Genomic DNA, 2,150 nt, shown 5'->3' on the forward strand with positions numbered 1-2,150 from the left:
AATCGCTTAGCTTGTTGTCATCAGCACTGCTTCGTGAGCAGCAAAGATTTAAATTATGAATCATCTAAATCTATTTGTCAACACATTTTTAAAAATATTTGAAAATAAATTTTTTTTGCGTTGTTTTTTTGAACCCAATCATCAAATTGCTTACTTGGCGTCGGATTCTTCAGTATGCCACAAATAGAAACAAAATGCAAGTGATTTGTTTTTTACTCTAAACTAGCATAAACCCTAGTTCAGCTGCGACAAAGATTGACATTATACTTAGCTGTTAAAAATATTGCAAGGCTTTTACATGTAATAATACAAAAAAACCAAGCAATAAAGTTATTAACGGTCCTGCAAGCCAAGTAAATTGTGCTCTACAGAAGTTTGTGCCTTTTTAGCCACTAGTTATTTTCGAAATCAAAGTCACGCTTGAATTATAGTTAGCAAGACCATTATCCAATGACGCTCACTTCTTTGCTACCGTCCCTTATTGTTACTAGTCGATAGGAAAATATTAGCAAAAATCGGCCCAACAATCATAGATATCCTGATACTACTTTGCCATTTCACCTATCCGAGTAGCTCACTACCGTTAAGATTCAGTTTTTATTAAGGGGCAGTAAATCTAAAAACTCTTTGCGTAAATCCGAGTTTTTCAAAAAAGCACCGCGCATCACGCTATTGATCATTTTGGAATTCATATCCTTCACACCGCGCCACTGCATGCAAAAGTGATCCGCCTTCATGACAATGGCTAAGCCCTGAGGTTTCATCTTATCGTTCAGCAGATCGGCTAATTGCACAATTGCCTCTTCTTGAATTTGCGGGCGCCCCATCACCCAATTGGTGATACGAGCATATTTTGATAAGCCAATTAAATTCGAATTTGAATCGGGTAAAACGCCAATCCACACCTGGCCCATAATCGGGCAAAGATGATGTGAGCAAGCGCTACGCACCTGAATCGGCCCAATAATAATCAACTCACTGAGCTTTTCAATATTAGGAAACTCAGTAATTGGCGGCATCGAATGATAGCGCCCCCCAAACACTTCGCGCACATACATTTTAGCGACTCGGCGCGCCGTCTCCTGCGTATTATGATCAGTATCAATATCAATGACTAGGCTTTTTAAGACCTCAGTCATTTTTTCCTCAACTTCCGCTTGCAACTGATCTAATTCACCCTCTTCAATAAAATCGGCGATATTATCATTTGCATTAAAACGAGCGCCGGCATGTTGTATGCGTTGTCTGATGATATTTGAAATATATTTAGAATCCGAGTCACTCATCGGAACCCCTTAAGCTAATCAATTCTTTAAACTTGGAGCCTTTATTGTATGATGCACAGCACGAATTAACAGCTTTTTTTGTTATTTAAACTAATTCAGCGCTGAGCAACTATACACATCATCGCCTAGCGCAAATAACCGATGATTATTAAGTTGCAGCTAGACACGAATAAAATCACACTCAATTAAAGGGTAGCTACTAGCATCAGGCAACTCATAATGCCACCATTCCGATTCGATTTCTTTGAAACCAGCGTGTAGCATAATAGCTAGCAAGATCAAACGATTTCGCTGTACCTCAAGGGACAACTCTGCAACATCATGATGAGAACGGTGACTCATATCATCAAATCCAGTCCCCATATCCAGTACTTGCCCGCTTTGATTATCAATTAAGGTGACATCAATCGCCGTACCGCGGCTATGATTGGAGCCGATTTCAGGTGGTACTATATACATAGGATCCGGTAAAGCTTGCCAGAGTTTGGCTTGAGCAGCTGGTGGTCGATAGCCATCATAAATCAATAAGGTATAGCCTGCCCGTTGCGCATGCTCTGCTGCTTTTTTAACTAAAGGCGCTACGTCTCGGTGAATTGCACAGACTGCATCCTGATAAATACGCTCATTGGTTAAATTATTTCTTGTCGCATACACCAGCTCCAACTTCACACCAAACTCAGTCTCCGTGATTTCGACTAAGGCTGGCGCTAAGCTGCGATGATGAGGTTGATTTTGTTGTATTGTACAGGCAGTGCTCATTGTCAATTCCCTTTTGACTTCCTCCCCTCCCTAAAGGGATGGGATTCCTACAACTAGACGGTCAAGCCCGACCGCAAATCTTAGAGGTGGCTACCGCCTTGCAAT

The 2,150-nt window shown here is 40.9% G+C and carries 2 protein-coding genes; both read right to left on the reverse strand.

The window, feature by feature from the left end:
- Positions 1 to 590 precede the first annotated feature (590 nt).
- The gene (gene folE, locus A3GA_RS0111030) at positions 591 to 1,286 is read right to left on the reverse strand and encodes a GTP cyclohydrolase I (RefSeq protein ID WP_018027461.1); all 696 of its coding nucleotides are present in this window, start codon (positions 1,284 to 1,286) and stop codon (positions 591 to 593) included.
- 159 nt (positions 1,287 to 1,445) lie between these two features.
- Complete coding sequence (ddpX, locus tag A3GA_RS0111035) at positions 1,446 to 2,045, reverse strand: D-alanyl-D-alanine dipeptidase (RefSeq protein WP_018027462.1); 600 nt, start codon at positions 2,043 to 2,045, stop codon at positions 1,446 to 1,448.
- Positions 2,046 to 2,150 lie beyond the last annotated feature (105 nt).

This window comes from Oligella urethralis DSM 7531, assembly GCF_000372065.1.
Lineage (GTDB): Bacteria > Pseudomonadota > Gammaproteobacteria > Burkholderiales > Burkholderiaceae_B > Oligella > Oligella urethralis.

Bases quoted from the DNA above. Each gene is read 5' to 3' on its own strand.
- ddpX (WP_018027462.1), bottom strand. From the start codon at position 2,045: ATGAGCACTGCCTGTACAATACAACAAAATCAACCTCATCATCGCAGC.
- folE (WP_018027461.1), bottom strand. From the start codon at position 1,286: ATGAGTGACTCGGATTCTAAATATATTTCAAATATCATCAGACAACGC.